The sequence below is a fragment of the Micromonospora sp. NPDC048835 genome (assembly GCF_040649995.1).
In the GTDB taxonomy this organism is placed as follows: Bacteria; Actinomycetota; Actinomycetes; order Mycobacteriales; family Micromonosporaceae; genus Micromonospora.
The window spans coordinates 71522-89461 of the sequence record NZ_JBEZGM010000014.1 but is presented as its reverse complement, the minus strand read 5'-3'; the positions used below and the strand labels follow the sequence as shown (position 1 = coordinate 89461).

Sequence of the window (17940 nt, the reverse complement as noted above, 5' to 3'; positions counted from 1 at the left end):
GAAGTCAGCGGTGGTCGGCGACGTACTGCTGCGGGTCCTTGTCGCGGAACGGGAGGTTGCGACCGTTCTTGTGTTCGCCGTAGAAGGTCAGCCAGCGTTGGCCCAGTTCGGCGCGGAGTTCGGTGCTGGCGTGCCGGCGGAAGTCGGGGAGCGCCTCGTCCTCCTCCTCGGCCAGGTGCTCGCTGTTCTCCCGGCGGGCCGTGCCGACCGCCTCCCACCACTGGTCCGAGCCGACCGGGTGCAGCTTCGCCTCGGCGATGGCGTCACGGATCTTGTTGTGGTCGCCGATCGCGTCGGCGGTCTCGTCCTCGCCGTCGTCGCCGTGCTTGACCAGGTGCGGGTAGAGGATCGCCTCCTCCGCCTCGGCGTGGATGTCCAGGTGCAGGGCGAGGGCGTCCCAGATGGCGAGCATCTCCTGCTCGTCGCGGGCGTCGTCCAGGCGGGCGAAGCCGCGCCGGAAGGCGGCGTGGTCGTCCAGGATCAGTGCGGTGATGTCGTCCACTGTGCTCACTCTCCGGGTGGTGGCCGAACCGTCTGGCGTCGAAACTACCCCGATGTCCGGGTTTGCACGCCCGATCCCCGCCGACCCGGGCCGGAGCTAGGCTCATGATCGTGACCTACCTCGCCGCGGATGACCGCTACGACACCATGACCTACCGGCGCAGTGGACGCAGTGGCCTGCGGCTGCCTGCCGTCTCGCTCGGGCTGTGGCACAACTTCGGTCCGGACCGCCCGTTCGAACGGCAGCGCGACATCGTGCGCCGCGCCTTCGACCTGGGTGTCACCCACTTCGACCTGGCCAACAACTACGGCCCGCCGCCCGGCTCGGCCGAGGAGAACTTCGGCCGGATGCTCGCCACCGACCTGAGGCCGCACCGGGACGAGTTGGTCATCTCCAGCAAGGCCGGCTACCTCATGTGGCCCGGCCCGTACGGCGAGTGGGGCTCGCGCAAGAACCTGATCTCGTCGCTGGACCAGTCGCTGGGCCGGATGGGTCTGGACTACGTCGACATCTTCTACTCGCACCGGTTCGACCCGGAGACCCCGCTCGAGGAGACGATGGGGGCGCTCGACGCCATCGTCCGCTCCGGCAAGGCGCTCTACGTGGGCATCTCGAACTACAACTCGGAGCAGACCACCCGGGCCGCCGCGATCCTGCGTGAGCTGGGTACGCCGCTGCTGATCAACCAGCCGTCGTACTCGATGTTGAACCGCTGGACCGAGTCCGACGGCCTGCTCGACACGCTGGAGCAGGTCGGCGCGGGCTGCATCGCGTACAGCCCGTTGGCGCAGGGCCTGCTGACCGACCGCTACCTGGGCGGCATCCCCGCCGACTCACGGGTCCGCACCAGCGTCTTCCTCAACGAGAGCGACCTCAGCGACGAGAAGATGGCCACGATCCGTGGGCTCGGCGCGGTCGCCGAGGGTCGCGGCCAGTCTCTCGCGCAGCTCGCGTTGGCCTGGGCGCTGCGTGACCCGCGGATGACCAGCCTGATCATCGGGGCGAGCAGCGTCGAGCAGTTGGAGACGAACATCGCCGCGCTGGACAACCTCGACTTCACCGCCGACGAGTTGGCCGAGATCGAGCGCCACCTAGGCTGAGCACAGCCGCGGCCCGGGCGGGTCGGGTCACCAGATCCGACGCCGCCCGGCCCGGTGGTTGCGGACCTCGCACTGCCGGCCCACCGGCGCGGCGGAGCTGCGCCGTCGCCACCCGGCACCCATCAGGTCAGCTTCTTGCGGGGGTCGTCCGGGATCCGTTCCCGGTCCCGCCCGTTGATGGCGGCGACCCGCACGTTGTCCCATTCGCGTACCGCCGCGCCCGCCTGGATCGCCGCCCGGCAGGCGCTGGTGGCCGCGTACCGGCCCTCGGGGCCGCAGGCCGCCGCGCGACTGACCGGGTCGGTGGGGGCACCGTGGGCGGCGGCGGGCGTGGCGGCCAGGGGCACTGTCGCGGCAGCGACCAGCACCGTGGCGAGGAGCCGGCGTACGGGCATGAGGATGACCTCCGCCCGTTGGTACGGCTGAGGGACGGCAAAGGTTCGACGCTCGGCGGCCGGGAATCCTGCGGGTGGGTGTGGCGTTTCGATACTCGGAACCGCTTGCACCGAGGAGGCAGAGATGAAGGTACGTAGCTCGTTGCGTGCGCTGAAGCAGAAGCCGGGTTCGGTGGTGGTCCGCCGTCGCGGCCGGACGGTCGTGGTGAACCGCGCCAACCCGCAGTGGAAGAGCCGCCAGGGCTGACCCCGGCCCTTACCGGACATACAGTCACCAACGCCTCGACCGGGTCATCCGGTCGAGGCGTTTTCGCGTCTCTGGCCAAGAAATCTTGGTGCAGCGGTGAACCGGCACCTCGGGTGGTCCGTAAGGCCGTCATCCTCGTTCCTCCCGGAACGCCGCGCCCGAGAGAAGAGAGCTCGAGAATGCCCAGAACCGACAGCCCTCCGGACGATTATCAGGATCAGCGCGTTGTCTATCAGGACACGAACATCGTGTATTCGGACCAGACCGCGCCCTCGCAGTACCACCAGGACGACCAGACGCCGTACACGGTCAGCACCAGCCAGTACTACCCGGATTACCGCACCCAGTACGCGGGCAGCAGCAGCCAGGCCGCCCAACCGGGAGGCACCTCTGGATCGGCCAGCCCGGAAACTGTCTACTATTCGCTCTCTTCGGCCAGCGACGGCGAAGACCTCGCCCCGACCGCGCGAGAACAGGAACGCCGGTGGCTCGCCGACGAGAAGGCGAAGATCGACGAGATGCGGGCGGCGATCGAGAGCACTGACGGGCGCTCGAAGAGGGCAGCAGTAAAGGCGTACGAGAAATACAAGAAAAGCCCGGAGTACAGGGATTTCAAGGACCGCAGGGCTGCCTTCAACCAGTCATCACCCTCCCGCAGCGCTCCAGCCAGCGAGATCGCGCCGTCGGACAGCCGATCGAGTCGCTCCTCCCCCCGCCCCGTAGGGGAGTCCCAAGGCTACGAGTGGCAGCCATCGGCGTATCAGCCGACCGAAATCGAAGTGCTTCGGACGAAGTACGGTTACCCCGCGCCCGAAACCGACCTCCAGCAGTCGATGCAGAACCTCATCATGTACACGAACGAATGGGCGGGTAAGGGCTTGGCATACGCCATGCTCAGCCCGGAGCGCAAGGACTGGCTGGCGGAGAACTGGGCAAAGATTCCCAAGGCCGCCATAGATAACATTTCTACCGCACTCACGACAGCAGATGCCGCGTTAAGCGGATCAAGTTCCCCGACCGCGACCGCGATCCGCTACATGGCCCACATCACGCAGGCGTACCAGAGCACCGCAGCAATCGGCAACTTCATGGAGTCGGCAGCCCAGGGCCGGTCCAGGCTGGACGCGTCGAAGAATATCGCCCAGATCACAGGCGTCGGCCTCGACTACGGCACGATGTACAGCGGGCAACCAATTCTCGGTGCCGTCTCCGGCGCCTTCAAGGGTTTCGTCCAGCCCGGCACGGAGGCTGTCACGCAGCTCGCCGAAAACCTTCACGAAACCCATCTCGAGCAGAGGAACGCACGACGCGAGGCGGTCGGCGGCGGCCCGGCTGACCAGAACCGGTATGCGACTGGGTCGAACCTGGAGTCTCAGGGAAGAGACCGGGTCCGCCGGGGTGGGAACGACACAGTCGAGCCACAGATCACGCGGCCACGCCGCGCCAAGGTCCACGCCCACGGGGGCAGTTGATCCTCGACGTTTGACGATCGGCGCCGGGACGGCGCCCACCGGCCAGGCGTGCGCCGTCCCGGTGTCGCGAATCCGTGGAGAGCGAGAACAATGACGCAAGAGGTTCAGAGCGCCGAGGAGTCTGCCGACGCGGCGAACGACGCTCCGAGGCCGTTCTTCATCCTGTATCTGAACGGGCCGGAGTACGTCGAGGAGCTTCGACGGCTGTCGCGCTGGGTCGAGCAGTTGCTGCTGCCGGTCTACGGCCGGGAGGTGACCTCGGCGTCGCCCTGGTGCCCGCGGTGGCGGGAGCACCCGGAGGCCATCGGATATCTGCACGCGCTCTGGCTGGCCTGGCAGGACAAGACCGGGCCCACGGCGACCATGCTGGGGCCGTTGGAGTGGCACCGGGACCATCTCCGGCCGATCATGGACGCGCTGGGGAGCCCGGACGGACCGTTCGCCGGGTGCAAGCGGGGTGCTCACCGGGTCAAGGAGCGGCCGTTCGTCGACGATGACGGCTTCCTGAGCCCCGGGCCACAATTCCGTACCTCCCCACATCCCCAACCCCCAGCGTAGGAGGCGGAATCCGCTGTGGAAGAGCCGCCAGGGCTGACCCTGGCCCGCACCGGACACCGTCGACAACCGCCCTGACCGGGACTTCCGGGCAGGGCGGTCTGTCTGTCGGCCCCACCCGTCACGAATCGTCAAGAAGCTGCGCGAGTTGCCTCTTGTCCGGTTTGCCGCTCGGCGCGAGCGGGACCCGGTCGATGACCGTGACGGTTCGCGGCACCGCAGAATCGTTCACCTGCGCGGCCACGAGCTTGCGCAACACGTCCGGATCGGGACTCCTCCCCGCCGCCGGCACCACGAAGGCGTGCACCGCCTCGCCGGTCATCTCGTCCGGACGCCCGACGACGTACGCCTCGCCGACCGCGGCGTCGGCGGCGAGCGCCCGTTCCACCGGCCCGGCATGGACCAGCTGTGCGTTCACGATGATCACGTCCCGCGCGCGCCCGAGCAGCCGCAGGTAGCCGTCCGCATCGAGTTCCCCCAGGTCACGGGTACGCACCCAGCCGTCGACGAACACCTCGGCCGACTCGTCCGGGTCCTGCCAGTACGAGGACGCCTGGGTGGGGGTGCGAACGTGGATCTCCCCGTCGCGGAGGAGGACGTCCACGGCCGGACGGCCGACCGTGGCGAGCGTGGCCGGGTCGGCCACCATCTCGGCGGGGGTCACCATGGCGATCATCGAGGTCTCGGTCTGCCCGTATCCGTGGAAGACCACCGGGCCCAGCACGTCGAGGGCCTCTGCGAGTCGGCCCGGCGCGAGTGGCGACCCGGAGACCATCAGCGCCCCCAGGTGGTGCAGGTCCGCCGGGTTGGCGCGCTGCTCCCGGATGAGGTGGTGCAGCTTGCCGACCGTGATCACACTCGCCGTGGCCCGGTGCTCCACCAGGGCATCGGGGAAGACCGGCCGGGGCGCCACGACGAGGGTGCCGCCCGCCGCGAGGGCGAGGACGCCGTACTCCAGCATCACCTGACTGGCAAGTGAGCCGAAGACCAGGTAGCGCTGCATCCGGGTGGCCAGTTCGGCGATGGCCGGAGGCCACCGGTCCGGGTACGGGACCCAGGCCGCCGACATGGCCGCGTACGTCTGCACCACGCCCTTCGGCGTCCCGGTGCTCCCGCTGGTCCAGGTGATCCGCGCGGGGTCCTCAGCCCGTCCGGCCGCGACGAGTGGCAGCCCGTCGTCGGGGTGCTCGGCGAGCACGGCCAGCCGAGCCGAGTCGACCCGGAGGGAGCCGGACAGTTGGGCCGGGCTCAGGTCGGCACGCCAGCCGGCCACCCGCGCCCCGACGGCGAAGGCGGCCATGGTGGCGGCGAAGGCGGCGGCGGTGACCGGCAGGTCGAGCGTGACACCCACTCCGGGCCCCACGCCGCACGCGCGCAGCCCGGCCGCGATGCGCCGGATCAGACCCGCCATCTCCGAGGCGGTGGTGACGACCGGTCCGTCCTCGAAGACCGGCCGGTCCCCGCCGGTCGCCAGGAGGTCGAGGACGGGTTGCGGCCAGAGGTCAGCGCGCATCGGCGAGGACGCCCTTGACGAACACCTCCAGGGGCTGCCGATGCACAGTCGGCAGGTCCCAGTTGTTCTCCAGGTTCTCCGCGAGGTGGTGCTCGGCGACGACCTGCCCGTCGCGCAGCACCCGCACGACGGGGTGGAGATAGCTGGCGTCGTGCGCGGCGGTCGCGTCGTTCTCGGCCGGACGCGGCACCGTGATGTCGAACGGGTCGACCTGGTCGTGGTCGGCGCCGTACTCCAGGGTGACCAGGAACGCGAACACGTCCGGCTCGGCCTCGCGCAGGTAGGCGACCGGCATCTCCTCGCGGTAGCAGGCGGCTTCGCCTGCGACCGTGATCACGTCGCCGAGCACCGCGAACTGCTGCCACAGCGCCGAGGTCACGTTGATCCGGGCGATTATCGAGTCGGCGATCGCCTCCGGCGTCGAGGCGATCTGCCGGGACGGCCAGGGTCGCCCGTGGTGCCGCTCGCGGAGGATGTGGTGCAGTGCCCGGGTGGCGTAGCGGAAGCCGTGGATGAAGCCGTTCGTGGACTTCTTGAAGTCACGCTGCTGGCTGAGGGTGCCGGCGAAGTAGAGACCGGGGACGTTCACCGATTCGAAGGCCGGCGTCTGCGCCGGGAACCGATCCTTGATGACCAGTTCCGGCCGGGCGGACTCGGTGAAGATGGACGCGTCGAAGCGGAATCCGGTGCAGAGGATGATGCGGTCGTACTCGATCTCGCGCAGATTCTCGACCGTCCTGGCGTACCTGAAGAGCACCCGGAAACCGCCACCGTCCCGCTGGCTGATCTGCTCCACGGTGCCGTCCAGGACGGCGTTCTGGGACTTGAGCTGATAGGTGTCCAGGAAGTTGTTGTTCACCGCCCGCAGGTGCCCGACGTAATGGGACTGCCAGGCCAGCTTGATGGAGTGCGGGCCGGCGACGTGAATCGTGGCGGCGGTCTCGGTGATCGCGTCCGCGGTCTCGAAGGCAGAGTTTCCCTTACCGACGATCAACACGCGCTGGTTGACGAAGTCGGCCGGGTCGACACTCACCGTGTCGTAGCGCTCGGCCAGGTCCACGCCCTCGATCGGCGGTACGTAGAGCTGGGAGACGCCGGTGGCGACGACGACTGTCCGTGCCGTCCAGCTACGGTCGCCGGCCTGCACGGTGAAAACGTCCCCGCTCTTCGACAGCGCGGTCACCCGCGTGTCGTAGACGACGTTCAGACCCCGCGCGAAGTCGGCGAGATAACGCACGAGATCGTCGGCGGCCGGGAAATAGCGCGTGCTGTAGTTCTTGAAGAGCAGCGCCGGGTCGTCGGTCAGCAGCGAGTTCCAGTCCGACCGTAAATTGAATTCGGGGTCCGTCGACCCGGTCCACACCTTGTTGATCGAGATGAGCTGGCGATGCCGGGGATAGGTCTCGAAGAATGTGCCCGGCCGTGGGCCGCCCTCCAGCACCACATAGTCGTGACCGTCGCGCTCGAGCAGGGCCGCGAGCTGTAGACCTGCTGGACCGGCTCCAATGATCAGGCAATCGTGCGTCATGTGCCGCAATGTACTGAGGCGATTTCAGAGCGCTCTGAGAATGCGCCTCTAACATCCGCTCCCATGACGATTGAGGTGGATTTGGCAGCGCCCCTGCGCCTCGCCGACCTGCACGCGGCGGCGGACCCGGTCACTGTCGTGATCGGAGCGGAGGTGCGCGACCGGGTGGCGACCGCCCGCACGTTCCTCGGTACGGCCCTCGGCGACGACCGGGCGATCTACGGTGCCACCACCGGCTTCGGGGCGCTCGTCGGCTACGCGGGCCGGGCCGACCAGCGCGACCAGGCCGACAACACCCTCGCCCACCTCGGGGCGGGCCAGGGCGCGGACCTCGCCCCGGAGGTAGTCCGCGCGACGCTGCTGATCCGCGCCTGGTCCCTGGCCCGGGGTGCTTCGGGCGCCTCGCCGCACGTGATCGACGCGCTCGCGGCCATGCTCGGTACGACGTTCACGCCGGCGATGCCCCGGTTCGGATCGGTGGGCGCCAGCGGAGACCTCATCCCGCTCGGTGCCGCCGCTCAGGCGCTGCGCGGTCGCGGACACGCCTACCTGGACGGCGTCCGGATGCCCGCCGGGGACGCCCTGACGAAGGCCGGCCTGGAGCCGCTGCCGCTCGACGGCCGGGACGCGCTCGCGCTCGTCAACGGCACGTCGCTCACCACGGCGGCGCTGGCCCTCGCGCTGGGCCGGGTCCGCACCTCGCACCGCGTGGTGCAGACGCTCAGCTGTCTCCTCGCCGACCTGCTCGGCTGCGATCCGCAGTTCCTCGATCCGGCCCTGCTCGCCGCGTACGGCCACCCGGGCGCCATCGAGGTCGGCGCGAGGATGCGGGAGTCCACCGCCGGCCTACGGAGGTCCGGCACGAGACCGTTGCAGGAGCCCTACAGCATCCGCTGCGCTCCGCAGTTGCTCGGAGCGGCCGAGGACGCCCTGCGCTACGTCGACGGCGTGGTGGCGGCGGACCTCGGCGGGGTGAGCGACAACCCACTGTTCTTCCCGGCGGACGACAAGGTCGTGCACGGCGGCAACTTCTTCGGCCAGCCCGCCGCGTTCGCCGCCGACGTCCTGACCATGGTGATCGCCCAGGTCGGCAACCTCGCCGAGCGCCAACTCGACCTGCTCGTGGACCCGGGACGCAACGGCGGGCTGCCGCCGATGCTCGCAGCGGGACCGGGTCAGCAGCACGGGCTGCAGGGGGTACAGCTCGCGTCGACGGCGCTCATCACCGAGATCAGGCGCGACTGCGTGCCGGCGAGCATGCAGAGCCTCCCCACCAACCTGCACAACCAGGACGTCATTCCGCTCGGCACGCAAGCCGCTCTCCGCGCCCTGGACCAGGCGGAGCTGCTACGCCTGATCACCGGGTCGCTCGGGCTCGGGCTGCGCCAGGCGGTGCACGTCGGGGCACGCCGACCCACGGCGATCACCTGCGACCGGGTCCTTCGGGCCCTGGAGGAGATCCCCCCGATCGACCCGGACCGGCCGCTCGACGGAGACGTGCGAAGGGCAGCCGCAATTCTCGAAGACCTTGAAAACTCTCTGATTTCCGGCTCGTACGGTGAGCGCCGTGACGCTTGATTACCTGATCATCGGTGCCGGTCCGGCCGGCCTTCAACTCGCCGCCCTGCTCGAGGCCGACGGCGAGCGTGACTATCTGGTGCTGGAGGGCGCCGACGGGCCGGGGTCATTCTTCGCCACCTATCCGCGGCACCGCCAACTCATCTCCATCAACAAACCGCGCACCGGCACCGACGACCCCGAGCTGAATCTGCGGCTCGACTGGAACTCCCTGCTCACCGACGACCCGGCGCTGCTGTTCACGCAGTACACCGAGCGGTACTTTCCCGACGCCGACGTGATGGTGCGGTACCTCGCGGATTTCGCGGCCAAGACCGGCGTCAAGGTCAGTTACGGCACCCGGGTGACCCGGGTGTCCAAGCAGGACGACGTCTTCACCGTCGAGGCCGGCGACCGGCACTGGAAGGCCCGCGCGGTGATCGTCGCCACCGGCGTGTCGAAGACCCACGAGCCGGATATTCCCGGGTTCGAACTGGCCGAGGGGTACGACGTGATGAGCGTCGAGCCACGTGACTATCTCGACCAGAAGGTGCTGATCATCGGCAAGGGAAACTCCGCGTTCGAGACCGCCGAGAATCTCATGGAGACCACGACGCTGATCCACGTGGCGGGGCCCAGCTCGGTCCGGCTGGCGTGGCGTACCCACTACGTCGGGCACCTGCGGGCGGTGAACAACAACTTCCTCGACACCTACCAGCTCAAGTCGGCGAACGCGATCCTCGACGGCACGATCAAGAGCATCGCGCGCGACGACACGGGCTATCTGGTCACGTTCAGCTTCTCCCGGGCGAACGAGGTCGTGAAGGAACTGCGGTACGACCGGGTGTTGGCCTGCACGGGATTCCGTTTCGACGCCTCGATCTTCGACGACTCGGCCCGACCACAGCTCGCCATCGCCGACCGGTTCCCGGCACAGACCGAAGCGTGGGAGTCGGTGAACGTCCCGGGGCTCTTCTTCGCCGGGACGATCTCCCAGCAACGCGACTTCAAGAAGTCCACGAGTGGTTTCGTGCACGGCTTCCGCTACGCGGTACGGGCCCTGCACCGGATCCTCGCCCGCCGGTACGACGCCACGGAATGGCCGTCCGCGACGCTCGCCGCAGATCCGACGGCCATGGCGGCGGCCGTCATCGAGCGGATCAACCGCACCTCGGCCCTGTGGCAGCAGTTCGGGTTCCTCGCCGACGTGCTCACCGTCGCCGGTGACGAGGCCCGCTACCACGAGGAGGTGCCGGTGGACTACTTCCTGTCGACCGGCCTGCGCACCGCCGAGCACGACTACGACCAGGCGTTCGTGATCACCCTGGAGTACGGCCCCGACCACGACCAGGTCGACCCGTTCGACATCACCGTCTCCCGGGTGGCCCAGAACGTCGTGGGGCAGGCGCACGACGCGGCGTACCTGCACCCGGTCGTCCGTCACCACCGTGCGGGCCACCTGATCGGCACGCACCACCTCGCCGAGAACCTGGAGAACCAGTGGGACCGGCCCGACGTGCACGTGCGCCCACTGCAGGAGTTCCTGGGCCGCTGCCTCTCCGCCACCGAGGGCTGAGATGGACCCGGTCCACCAGGACTTCTTCGAGGGTGGGGCCGGCCGGGAGCGCACCCTGGCCGCGAACGAACGGGCCTTCGAGCGGCGGTGGCTCGTGCCTCGGGTACTGCGGGCGACAGGTGACCGGGACCTGCGGACCGAAGTGGCCGGCACCGCACTGGCGGCCCCGGTCCTGGTCGCTCCGACCGCCTTCCACCGCCTCGCGCATCCCGACGGTGAGGCGGCGACGGCGCGGGGGGCCGCGGCGGCCGGCGTGGTGATGGTGGTCAGCATGGCCGCCACCCAGCCGGTCGAGCAGATCGCGGCGGCGGGCGGGACGCTGTGGTTCCAGCTGTACCCGCAACCCGACCTCGACTTCACCGAGTACGTGGTCAAGCGCGCCGAGTCGGCCGGTTGCCGGGCGCTCGTGGTGACCGTGGACTCCCCGGTGTTCGGGCGGCGCGAGCGGGACCTGCGCAACGGCTTCACGGACCTGCCGCCCGGCCACGCGTGCGAGAACATGCGCGACGCGACGGGCCGGGTGCGCTCGATCGCGATGGACGCGACGGCGGGCTGGGATCGGATCGCGTGGCTGCGCGGCGTCACCGGACTACCGATCCTGCTCAAGGGCGTCCTGCACCCCGCGGACGCGCGCCTCGCGGTCGAGCACGGCGCCGCCGGCGTGATCGTGTCCAACCACGGCGGACGACAGCTCGACGGGGCGATTCCCCCGCTCGACGCGCTTGCGGCAGTCGTGGCGGCCGTGGACGGGCGGATCCCGGTGCTGCTCGACGGGGGTGTGCGGTGCGGCACCGACGCGGTGATCGCGCTTGCTCTCGGGGCGCGGGCGGTGCTTGTGGGGCGTCCGGTGGTGCGGGCGCTCGCGGCGGGCGGACCGGTCGGCGTACGGGAGGCCCTCGAACGACTCACCACCGAGCTGGACCAGGCACTCGCCCTGCTGGGAGCCCGGCGACCGGCCGACCTGACGCCCGATCAGGTGGCGATCCGGTGAAGGCGGTCGTCGACCTCCGAGAGTGGATCTTCGAGCGGGTCAACGGCGCCGAGGGCATCCCCGTCCCCGGGCCACTTGTGGGGCCGGCGGACTTCGAGCGGGTCTACGGCGATCCGGCCGCCGACGGGCGCAGCCGTGGGGCCGGGCTGTCGGACCTCTTCTGGTACTGGCTCGCGCCCGGCCCGCAGATGCACCAGGAGCACCTCGAGCCCGGCGAGCGGTACCGGACGGTCGCACGCACGACCCGGCAGGTGCTCGCCCTCCCGCACCCGCGCTCCGACGAGCTGGCGACGGCCGCGACCCGACGGATCCTCGACGCGCTCCCGGCCGGCCGGATCAACCACGTACGGCTGCGGGACCTCATGATGCCGATCTGGGCCGAGGTCTCGTACGAGCTGGTGTTCGGCGCACCCTGCCCGCGCGATGTCCGCGATCTCATCGTGGCGAACGCGAACGACGTGGTCACCGCCCTGAAGGGGATGGGTCTGCGGCACATGTCCCGGCGGCTCCGTCTGACCCGCTACCTGCTGGACCGGATCGATGCGGGGACGTGCCCGGTCGTGCTGCCGTCGCCCTTCACCGCCCAGGAGACCGCCTGGTACCTGCAGGGCGCGTTCTTCAACACGGCCGTGGTGCAGATGTCGGAGGCCATGGCGCACATCCTGCTGTGCGCCGGGGCCGTCACGGACACGTCGGACGGGTCGCTGGACCGGCTCATCGACGAGACGCTCCGGGTGCATCCGCTCTTCGGCATCGCGCACCGGATCACCTCCGGCCCCATCGTCGTGGGCCAGCACGTCCTGCCCAGCGGGTCGGTGCTGCTCTTCAACTACCTGGCGTACCAGCGCACCGGACCGGCGGCGGACGACGAGTTCGACCCGGACCGCTGGCTGTCGGTACGCCGGCAGGACGCCCACTTCATCCCGTACGGCGTGACCGCGAACCGGGCCTGTCCGGCGCGCGGCTCGGCCCCCGTCCAACTGCGGGCAGCGACACGGGAGGTGCTGCGGCGCTTCTCGGTCAGCTCGTCGGCGGCACACACCCGCTCACTGCCGAGTCGCGGTCCGGCGTACCTGACGCCCCGGGGTCTTGCCGGTCCCGGCCGCAACCGGCTCGCCCTGATGCGGCAGCGCGACCGGCTGTTCGACGTGGGGCGGTCGGTCACGCAGCTCGTCTGCGGCACCTGGATGGTCGTCGACGCCCGGCGACAGAAGTTGTGCACCCGATTCTTCGAGGAGGCAGGCGCGTGATCCCCACCGAGCTCGCTCCGCGGTTCTTCATCGCGGTCGCCGTCATTCTGCTCTTCTGCAAGCTGGTCGCCTGGCTCCTCGGCAAGGTGGGTCAGCCCCCCGTGGTGAGCGAGATGCTCGCCGGGGTGCTGCTCGGCCCGTCGCTGCTCGGCCTGCTGTGGCCGGGCGCGCAGGCCGCGCTCTTCCCGGCGCCGCTGCTGCCGATCCTGTACGTGGTCGGTCAGGTCGGCCTGGTGCTCTTCATGTTCCAGGCCGGGTACGCCTTCACCTCGCACCGGGTGAACAGGCTGGCGGGCACGGCGGGAGCGGTGTCGCTTGCGGGTGTCACCGTTCCGCTGGTGCTGGGCGTCCTGCTGGTCCTGGTCATGGCGGGCTCCGTCCCGATCCGCGCGGACGGCGTGTCGCTCGGCGTGTCCGCGGCGTTCGTCGGTGTGGCGTTGGCCATCACCGCCTTCCCCATGCTCGCCCGGATCATCACCGAACGTGGCCTCGCCGGCACCCGCTACGGGTTGCTCGCCCTGGCCAGTGGCGCGATCGACGACGCGGTCGCGTGGATCATGCTGGCCGTGGTGCTTGCGGTCGCCTCGGGTGCCGCCGGCCCGGCCCTGGTCACCGCGGGTGGCGCGGTGCTGTTCGCGGTGGCGCTGTGGCTGGGTGGGCGGCGGGTGACCGGCTACGTGATGGGCTTCCCCAGCGACCGCGCACGCCTGCTCGGCACGGTGGCGCTGCTCTTCCTGGTCGCCTGGTACACCGACGAGATCGGGCTCTACGCGGTCTTCGGCGCCTTCGCGGTCGGCGTGGTGATGCCGCGCTCCGCGCAGACCGACAAGGTGGTCGACACGCTGTCGCCGATCGCCACGACGGTGTTCCTGCCGCTGTTCTTCACCTTCTCCGGGCTGCGCACCGAGTTCGGCCTGCTGGGCAATCCGGCCGTGCTCGGCTTCGCCGTCGCGTGTGTGGCGGTGGCGATCGCCGGTAAGTTCGGTGCCTGCTGGGGTGCGGCCCGGTTGTGTGGCGAGCCGAGCAGGGTCGCGCTGCGCGTCGGCGCGCTCATGAACGCCCGGGGCCTGATGCAGCTGATCGCCCTGAACGTGGGGCTGGAAGCGGGGATCGTGAACTCCTCGCTCTTCACCGTGCTGGTGCTCGTCGCGCTCGTCACGACACTGATGACGACACCGCTGCTGAGCTGGATCGAGCGGCGGGAGGCGCGCACTGCCGCCTCCACACCGTCGCTCGTGACCGCCGGAACCCGGTAGATTGTTTGTTTGAGACGACAAATATTGCCAAACATAGAGACATGTCGATGCATGGGTGTCACTATCTATGCATGACTCGACTCCTGCTCGTCGAGGACGACGCGGAGCTGCGCGGCATGGTGGCTGAGACACTCACCGACGAGGGTTACGAGGTCGACCAGGCCCCCGACGGCCAGCGCGGCCTGCACCTGGGGCTCACCCGCCCCTACGACGTGATGGTCATCGACCGGCTCCTCCCCGCCCTCGACGGGCTGGACCTGGTCGTCCGGCTGCGCTCCCGCGCGGTGGTCGCGCGGGCGCTGCTGCTGACCGCGCTCGGCACCGTCCACGACCGGGTCGCCGGCCTCGACGCGGGCGCGGACGACTACCTGACCAAACCCTTCGACCTGGACGAGCTGAGCGCCCGTATCCGGGCCCTCTGCCGCCGGACCTCCGAGTCGACCGAGGTGCTGCGGCTCGGGCCGGGCCAGCTCGACCTCTCGGTGCGCGACGCTGTCCTGCCCGACGGCACCCGGATCGCCCTCTCCGCACGCGAGTTCGAGTTGCTGCGCGTCCTCGCGGCCCGACCGCACACCGTCCACTCCCGTTCCGAGCTGCGCAGCCGGGTCTTCGACGAGGCCGCCGCGGCGTCCCTGGTCGACACGTACGTCTACTACCTGCGGCGCAAACTCGGCCGCTCGGTGATCCGAACCGTGCACGGCCTCGGCTACCGGTTGGGGACCCTGTGAGCTTCGAGGACACCATGCTGCGCCGGGCCAGGGTGCGGGTCAGCATGCTCGTCGGGCTCACCATCACGACGCTGCTCGCCCTGGGCGCCGCCATCTCCTACGCCGCGCTGCTGCACAGCCAGCACAAGCAGATCGAACGAGAGCTGACCTACGGCGCCGTCCACGGCACCATCGACGGGCCGCCGGGCTGCAACTGGATCATCCTGTACGACGGGGGCAGCTTCGACTCGGGCCGCAACCCGCCACCTCCGGGTTTCCCTCTGCAGTCCGCCATCGACGAGGTGGCCCTCGACCGTCAGGTTCGCAGCGACACGATCGACCGCAACGGTACGACCTACTACGTGCGCACCCAACCGCGCGGCACGGGCGTGGTGCAGGCGGTGTTCGACGCCCGCTTCCAGCTCTCCGACCGGCGTTACCTGCTCGCCGCCTTCCTCCTCGCCGCGATGGTCGGCATCGCCGCGGCGGTCCTCACCGGCATCGTCGTCGGCCGGCGCGCCGTGGCACCGCTCGCCGAGGCGCTCAGCCGGCAACGCCGCTTCGTCGCCGACGCCAGCCACGAACTGCGCACCCCCATCGCCCAGGTCCACACCCGCGCCCAGATCATGGCCCGTCGCGCCGGCACCGACCGCGCCGACTACGACCGCCTGATCCAGACCACCCGCCGCCTCGGCGAGATCGTCGACGAACTCCTGCTCTCCGCCCGCCTCGCCGCCACCCCCGCCGACCGGCACCCCTCCGAGGTCGTCGACCTGGCCCACCTCGCCGCCGAGGCCGTCGACTGCGAGGCCGACCGCGCCGCGGAGCAGGGCGTCCAGGTACATCTGACCGTCCCGGACACCGCGGTCCTCGTCCCCGGGGTCGCCTCGGCCCTGCGCCGCGTGGTCGGCGAGTTGCTCGCCAACGCTCTCACCCACACCCCGACCGGCGGGCACATCCACGTGACCCTGCGCACCTCCCGCCGCGACGCGGACCTGGTGGTCACGGACAACGGGGCCGGCTTCGACCCCGCCGACGCGAAGCACCTCTTCGACCGCTTCCACCGCGGCCTCGGAGCCAAGGACCGGCGCTTCGGCCTGGGGCTGGCCCTCCTGCGGGAGGTGGTGACAAGCCACGGCGGGACGATCTCCGCGGACAGTCGGCTCGGCGCCGGAGCGACCTTCACGGTCCGGCTTCCGACGATCGCGTCGCGTCCCGTCGCGGTGGGTGCGGCGTTTCGCCACCCGGAACCGCTTGCACCGAGGAGGCAGACATGAAGGTACGTGGACCGCGGTCGGCAACGCCCTGACCGGCTCATCCGGTCAGGGCGTTTCGCGTCGGGCCACCTCCGTGTGAGGGGTGGGGCCTCCGGCCACGAGGGCCAGCGGGTCGACGCGGATGCCGAACCGGTCCCGGAGCGCCCGGCGGGCGGCGTGCACCCCGCACATCCCGTGCACGGCCTGGCCGGGCGGGGTGGACGCGGAACACAGATACACCCCGGGCAGCGGGGTCCGGTAGGGGTCCCAGCGGGGCACCGGCCGCGCCAGGAGCTGCCAGGCGGTGGTGGCCCCGCCCGAGATGTCGCCGCCGACGTAGTTGCGGTTGTACGACTCCCACCGGTCGGCGGTGATCACGTGTTCGGCCAGGATCAGGTCCCGGAAGCCGGGGGCGAACCGTTCCACCTGGTCCTTGATCTGTTCCCGGACGTCCCGGTGCGACCCGTTCGGGACGTGCGCGTACGTCCAGAGCACCTGCCGCCCGCTCGGCGCCCGGGACCTGTCGACCACACCGGGCTGGGCGGCGAGCACGAACGGGCGCTCGGCGTGCCGCCCGGCTGCCACCGCCGCCTCGGCCGCGACCACCTCCGCGCGGGTGCCGGCGAGGTGCAGGGTGCCGGCCCGCGCGCAGGCGGGGGCCTGCCAGGGCACCGGCCCGGCCAACGCGAAGTCCACCTTGCAGGCGGCACCACCCTGGCGGTACGCGCGCAGGCTGTGGGCGTACCGGGAGGGCAGTCGTGGGCCGGCGAGGCGCAGCAGACCGGCGGGTGCCACGTCGAGGAGGACCGCGCGGGCCGGCGGGAGTTGGGCGAGGTCGTCGATCGGGGTGTCGGTGATGATGCGCCCGCCCCGACGACGGAGTTCGGCGGCGAGGGCGTCGACGATGCGCTGGCTGCCCCCCTCGGGCACCGGCCAGCCCACCGCGTGCGCCAACGTGGCAAGCACCACGCCCACCCCTGTCGCGGCGATGCCTCGGGCCGGGGCGATGGCGTGCGCGTTCACGCCCGTCAACAGTGCGGGGGCCAGGTCGTCGGTGAAGTCCAGGGGCCCCCGCGCCGCCAGCCGGCGGATCAGTCGCAGAGCCAGGCGGCCGGCCGTGCCGGGGTGCGCCGGTGGGCTGCGCAGGTCGGACATGACCAGGTCGGCCAGGTCGCTCCAGTGCCGCGTGAGGGGGCCGAACAGGGCGCGCCACGCCGGCCCGTCCCGCCCCAGGCCCTCGACCGTTCGGGTCAGGTCATGCCAGGCGACGCCGGCGCGTCCACCGTCCAACGGATGCGCGTAGGAGACCTCCGGACGCAGCAGCCGCACACCATGCGCCGCCAGGTCGAAGGCCCGGAAGAAGGGCGACGCCAGTGCCATCGGGTGAACCGCCGAGCAGACGTCGTGCCGGTAGCCCGGCAGCGTCAACTCGCGCGTCCGCGCACCACCGCCGACTGTCGCGCCGGCCTCGTACACCTCGACCTGGAGGCCGGCCCCGGCCAGCACCAGGGCGGCGGCGAGCCCGTTCGGGCCGGCGCCGACCACGACCACGTCGGTACGCGGCCGGCGACCGTCGAGCGTCATTCGACCCGCCCGTGGGCGGGGGCCCGAGGACCGGGCCGGTCGGCGGTTGGCACCCACCGGCCCCGTCGTCGAGGATGCCGATCACCGTCCATTGTCGACGGCGAGGGCGGCGCGATTGCCGACGTAACCCAGATAGAGCAGGTACGGAACGACGATCACCGCCAGCACCAGTACCGCACCGATCACCGGCGGGTCGCCGAACGCGGCGCCGAGGAGCACCGGCAGCGGGGACACGACGGCCAGACCGATCCCGGTCCGGTAGAGCGGGCGCTCGACCTCACGGTGTGCCGCGTACCAGTGCTCGGGCGACTTCATGGTCGCGGCGGTGCGTACCCCAGGGCTGCGGTACATGTTCACCGATGGCCGTAGGGAGGCCCGGGCACTGAAGGCGACGAGCCACCCGAGGAATGCGTAAACCACAGAGATAAATGCTCCGGCCAGCAATATCCAC

General features: G+C 70.5%; 17 protein-coding genes. 11 read left to right on the top strand and 6 right to left on the bottom strand.

Translation table 11 applies throughout. From position 1 onward, the window contains the following. Positions 1–4 precede the first annotated feature (4 nt). Positions 5–511 (bottom strand): hemerythrin domain-containing protein, encoded by a 507-nt coding sequence (locus tag AB0C15_RS18645; RefSeq protein WP_112582361.1) that lies wholly within the window; start codon positions 509–511, stop codon positions 5–7. A gap of 95 nt (positions 512–606) precedes the next feature. Here AB0C15_RS18645 and mgrA point away from each other — a divergent pair, with 95 nt between their 5' ends. Further along, positions 607–1602, top strand: a complete 996-nt coding sequence (gene mgrA / locus AB0C15_RS18640) for an L-glyceraldehyde 3-phosphate reductase (RefSeq protein WP_357353457.1) — start codon at positions 607–609, stop codon at positions 1600–1602. Positions 1603–1724: 122 nt separating this feature from the next. Here mgrA and AB0C15_RS18635 read toward each other — a convergent pair whose 3' ends face one another. Continuing rightward, entirely contained in the window at positions 1725–1997 is a 273-nt protein-coding gene (locus tag AB0C15_RS18635) for a lytic polysaccharide monooxygenase (RefSeq protein ID WP_357353455.1), read from the bottom strand. Between the two features lie 124 nt (positions 1998–2121). Here AB0C15_RS18635 and AB0C15_RS18630 point away from each other — a divergent pair, with 124 nt between their 5' ends. The 3 genes from AB0C15_RS18630 to AB0C15_RS18620 all read left to right on the top strand — a co-directional run bounded on the left by AB0C15_RS18630 (position 2122) and on the right by AB0C15_RS18620 (position 4274). Next, positions 2122–2244 (top strand): 50S ribosomal protein L36, encoded by a 123-nt coding sequence (locus AB0C15_RS18630; protein WP_030331473.1) that lies wholly within the window; start codon positions 2122–2124, stop codon positions 2242–2244. Positions 2245–2423: 179 nt separating this feature from the next. Then, positions 2424–3716, top strand: a complete 1293-nt coding sequence (locus AB0C15_RS18625) for a hypothetical protein (RefSeq protein WP_357353453.1) — start codon at positions 2424–2426, stop codon at positions 3714–3716. Positions 3717–3806: 90 nt separating this feature from the next. After that, a complete protein-coding gene (locus tag AB0C15_RS18620; RefSeq protein ID WP_357353451.1) occupies positions 3807–4274 on the top strand; it encodes a DUF4913 domain-containing protein in 468 nt (155 codons plus the stop codon). Positions 4275–4392: 118 nt separating this feature from the next. On the opposite strand, the gene AB0C15_RS18615 is transcribed toward AB0C15_RS18620, so the two are convergent. Further along, positions 4393–5784, bottom strand: coding sequence for a fatty acid--CoA ligase family protein (locus AB0C15_RS18615; protein ID WP_357353449.1), 1392 nt, complete (start codon positions 5782–5784; stop codon positions 4393–4395). Continuing rightward, positions 5774–7312 carry an NAD(P)-binding domain-containing protein gene (locus tag AB0C15_RS18610; protein ID WP_357353447.1) on the bottom strand — a complete coding sequence of 513 codons (1539 nt, stop codon included), beginning with the start codon at positions 7310–7312 and terminating at the stop codon, positions 5774–5776. The genes AB0C15_RS18615 and AB0C15_RS18610 overlap by 11 nt, the downstream gene beginning before the upstream one ends. Before the next feature lie 63 nt (positions 7313–7375). On the opposite strand from AB0C15_RS18610, the gene AB0C15_RS18605 reads away from it, so the two are divergent. The 7 genes from AB0C15_RS18605 (at position 7376) to AB0C15_RS18575 (ending at position 15926) form a co-directional block, all read left to right on the top strand. Beyond that, complete coding sequence (locus tag AB0C15_RS18605; protein ID WP_357353445.1) at positions 7376–8890, top strand: aromatic amino acid ammonia-lyase; 1515 nt, start codon at positions 7376–7378, stop codon at positions 8888–8890. After that, positions 8880–10445: an NAD(P)-binding domain-containing protein gene (locus AB0C15_RS18600; protein ID WP_357353443.1), complete on the top strand. Its 1566-nt coding sequence runs from the start codon at positions 8880–8882 to the stop codon at positions 10443–10445. Before AB0C15_RS18605 ends, AB0C15_RS18600 begins: the two co-directional genes overlap by 11 nt. A gap of 1 nt (position 10446) precedes the next feature. Next, positions 10447–11436 (top strand): alpha-hydroxy acid oxidase, encoded by a 990-nt coding sequence (locus AB0C15_RS18595; RefSeq protein WP_357353441.1) that lies wholly within the window; start codon positions 10447–10449, stop codon positions 11434–11436. Then, complete coding sequence (locus tag AB0C15_RS18590; RefSeq protein WP_357353439.1) at positions 11433–12686, top strand: cytochrome P450; 1254 nt, start codon at positions 11433–11435, stop codon at positions 12684–12686. The genes AB0C15_RS18595 and AB0C15_RS18590 overlap by 4 nt, the downstream gene beginning before the upstream one ends. Next, positions 12683–13942, top strand: a complete 1260-nt coding sequence (locus tag AB0C15_RS18585) for a cation:proton antiporter (protein ID WP_357353437.1) — start codon at positions 12683–12685, stop codon at positions 13940–13942. Before AB0C15_RS18590 ends, AB0C15_RS18585 begins: the two co-directional genes overlap by 4 nt. Positions 13943–14013: 71 nt before the next feature. After that, on the top strand, positions 14014–14670 hold the full coding sequence (locus AB0C15_RS18580) for a response regulator transcription factor (protein ID WP_357353435.1): 657 nt from the start codon (positions 14014–14016) through the stop codon (positions 14668–14670). Beyond that, positions 14667–15926: a HAMP domain-containing sensor histidine kinase gene (locus AB0C15_RS18575; RefSeq protein WP_357353433.1), complete on the top strand. Its 1260-nt coding sequence runs from the start codon at positions 14667–14669 to the stop codon at positions 15924–15926. Before AB0C15_RS18580 ends, AB0C15_RS18575 begins: the two co-directional genes overlap by 4 nt. A gap of 45 nt (positions 15927–15971) precedes the next feature. Here AB0C15_RS18575 and AB0C15_RS18570 read toward each other — a convergent pair whose 3' ends face one another. Both AB0C15_RS18570 and AB0C15_RS18565 read right to left on the bottom strand, forming a co-directional pair. Next, entirely contained in the window at positions 15972–17489 is a 1518-nt protein-coding gene (locus tag AB0C15_RS18570; RefSeq protein WP_357353431.1) for an NAD(P)/FAD-dependent oxidoreductase, read from the bottom strand. A gap of 81 nt (positions 17490–17570) precedes the next feature. Then, positions 17571–17909: an SdpI family protein gene (locus tag AB0C15_RS18565; RefSeq protein ID WP_357353428.1), complete on the bottom strand. Its 339-nt coding sequence runs from the start codon at positions 17907–17909 to the stop codon at positions 17571–17573. Positions 17910–17940: the final 31 nt, after the last annotated feature.

Excerpts from the sequence above, each read along its gene's own strand:
- mgrA (WP_357353457.1), top strand. The coding sequence starts at position 607 with ATGATCGTGACCTACCTCGCCGCGGATGACCGCTACGACACCATGACC.
- AB0C15_RS18595 (WP_357353441.1), top strand. The coding sequence starts at position 10,447 with ATGGACCCGGTCCACCAGGACTTCTTCGAGGGTGGGGCCGGCCGGGAG.
- AB0C15_RS18570 (WP_357353431.1), bottom strand. The coding sequence starts at position 17,489 with ATGACGCTCGACGGTCGCCGGCCGCGTACCGACGTGGTCGTGGTCGGC.
- AB0C15_RS18580 (WP_357353435.1), top strand. The coding sequence starts at position 14,014 with ATGACTCGACTCCTGCTCGTCGAGGACGACGCGGAGCTGCGCGGCATG.
- AB0C15_RS18610 (WP_357353447.1), bottom strand. The coding sequence starts at position 7,312 with ATGACGCACGATTGCCTGATCATTGGAGCCGGTCCAGCAGGTCTACAG.
- AB0C15_RS18630 (WP_030331473.1), top strand. The coding sequence starts at position 2,122 with ATGAAGGTACGTAGCTCGTTGCGTGCGCTGAAGCAGAAGCCGGGTTCG.
- AB0C15_RS18620 (WP_357353451.1), top strand. The coding sequence starts at position 3,807 with ATGACGCAAGAGGTTCAGAGCGCCGAGGAGTCTGCCGACGCGGCGAAC.
- AB0C15_RS18625 (WP_357353453.1), top strand. The coding sequence starts at position 2,424 with ATGCCCAGAACCGACAGCCCTCCGGACGATTATCAGGATCAGCGCGTT.
- AB0C15_RS18615 (WP_357353449.1), bottom strand. The coding sequence starts at position 5,784 with ATGCGCGCTGACCTCTGGCCGCAACCCGTCCTCGACCTCCTGGCGACC.
- AB0C15_RS18635 (WP_357353455.1), bottom strand. The coding sequence starts at position 1,997 with ATGCCCGTACGCCGGCTCCTCGCCACGGTGCTGGTCGCTGCCGCGACA.
- AB0C15_RS18605 (WP_357353445.1), top strand. The coding sequence starts at position 7,376 with ATGACGATTGAGGTGGATTTGGCAGCGCCCCTGCGCCTCGCCGACCTG.